Raw genomic sequence first — 1,958 nt, 5'->3', positions numbered from 1 at the left:
GAGATAGGTCCACTTGCAGGTGACGGTGCAGGTCGAGCGCGCCAGATCGCCGGTCGCGCGCCAGGTCAGGAAATCGGTCAGGTCGAAGAATTGCCAGGCCGCGTCGAACACGGCGCGGCGATGCTCGCGCAGCCACAGCAGCTTCGGCGTTTCCATCTCGGGCGAAATGCGTCCGCCCACGTAGTTCAGCACCGCGTGCCCCTGCGCGTTGATGCGTTCGGCCTGCGCCACGGCGCGGTGATCCATCCACACGATGATGTCGCGCTCGGGCCGCTCCGACGGCCCCACCGGCAGCGGCGCGCCGCCCTTGCCGAGCACCACCAGCGAGCAGGTCGCGTCGAAGCCCAGCCCGGCCACCTGCGCCGGCGCGATCGCGGCCTGCGCCAGCGCCGCCTTCACGGCCGTGCAGACGGCCTGCCAGATGTCGGCGCTCGATTGCTCGACGATCGCGCCGCTCTCGTGGAATACGGCGATGTCGTGCCTGGCCGACGCCACCATGCGCCCCTGCGCGTCGAACAGGCCGGCGCGCGCGCTGCCGGTGCCCACGTCGATGCCGATCAGGTAGCGCGCGTCGGGGTTCGGATGATCCGTCATGTCTCGGTTCCTGGAGTGGGAGCGTGGCGCGACGATCTCACAGATCGACGCTGGTGGGCAGGATCACGAGATCGCGGATCGTCACGTTGCGCGGGCGGGTCAGCATGAACAGCACGGCGTCGGCCACCTCGTTGGCCTGCATCAGGCTGCCGGCCGCCAGCGCCTCGTCCATCTTCGCCTGCGGCCAGTCGTCGAGCAGCGCCGTCACCACCGGCCCCGGCGCGACCGCGCCCACCCGCACGCCGTGCTGCATGAGCTGCCGCCGCGTGGTGTGCACGAACGCCTGCACGGCGAACTTCGACGCCGTGTAGATCGGCTCCCACGCCACCGGCACGATGCCCGCGATCGAGCTGGTGAACAGGATGTCGCCGCTGCGCTGCGCGACCAGATGCGGCAGCACCGCGTGCACCGAGCGGAACGCCGCGTTGAGGTTCAGGTTCAGCATCCGGTCCCATTCGTCCGGGTTGCCGTGCAGCACCTCGCCGCCCACGTAGGCGCCCGCGTTGGCGTGGAAGATGTCGAGGCCGCCCGCGAGCGCGACGATGCGCGGCAGCATCGCCGACACGTCCGCCGGCTTCAGCAGGTCGACGGCCAGCGGCAGCGCGCGCTCGCCGAGCTGCGCGCAGCAATCGGCGAGGCGATCCTGCGCGCGGTCGATCAGCACCACCGTGGCGCCCGCGTCGAGCAGGGCGCGCGCGCAGGCGAGGCCGATTCCCGAGGCCGCGCCGGTGATGGCGGCGACCTTTCCGTTCAAGGGTTCAGACATGCGGAGTTCTCCAGGAGAAAAAGGTCAGGCGCGGCCGTGCGAGACGCGCGAGCGGCGCGCCAGCGAATCGACGATCACCGCGATCGCGAGCACCGCGCCGGTGATCATGAAACGCAGCGACGACGACAGGTTCAGCAGCGTCAGGCCGCTCGCGATCGACTGGATCACGACGATCCCGAGCACCGCCGACCACGCGCTGCCGCGCCCGCCGAACAGGCTCGTGCCGCCGATCACGGCCGCCGCGATCGCGTTGAGGTTGACGTCGCCGGAGCCGGCCTGCTGGCTGGCCGAGGCGAGCCGCGCGGCGCTGAGGATGCCGCCGAGCGAGGCGAGGCTCGTGCACAGCACGAACGCGCTGGCGTAGATCGCGCCCACGTGGATGCCGGCGCGGCGCGCGGCCTCGTGATTGCCGCCCACGGCGTGCATCGAGCGGCCCCAGCGGGTGCGCGTCAGCGCGTAGTGCATGAAGGCGGCCAGGCCGACGAACAGCGCGAACATCAGCGGCACGCCGCGGCCGTTGTCGAGGTAGGCGACCACCGCTTCGAGCAGCACGGTGAGCGCCGCGGCGCGCAGCAGCAGGCTGCCGGCCGACGGCGCG

2 protein-coding genes and 1 pseudogene are annotated in these 1,958 nt (G+C 71.6%); all 3 read right to left on the bottom strand.

What is annotated here, in order from left to right; translation table 11 throughout:
* The coding region (locus G3N92_RS33230; protein ID WP_241015186.1) for an FGGY family carbohydrate kinase at window positions 1–594 on the bottom strand (594 nt) is incomplete at its 3' end.
* 37 nt (window positions 595–631) lie between these two features.
* The gene (locus G3N92_RS33225; RefSeq protein WP_206131742.1) at window positions 632–1,360 is read right to left on the bottom strand and encodes an SDR family oxidoreductase; all 729 of its coding nucleotides are present in this window, start codon (window positions 1,358–1,360) and stop codon (window positions 632–634) included.
* Between the two features lie 24 nt (window positions 1,361–1,384).
* A pseudogene (locus G3N92_RS33220) lies at window positions 1,385–1,958 on the bottom strand (sugar ABC transporter permease); the annotation flags it as partial.

It is taken from the genome of Burkholderia sp. Ac-20379 (genome assembly GCF_017104645.1).
Taxonomy (GTDB): Bacteria; Pseudomonadota; Gammaproteobacteria; order Burkholderiales; family Burkholderiaceae; genus Burkholderia.
This window is presented reverse-complemented; position numbering and strand designations above follow the sequence as displayed.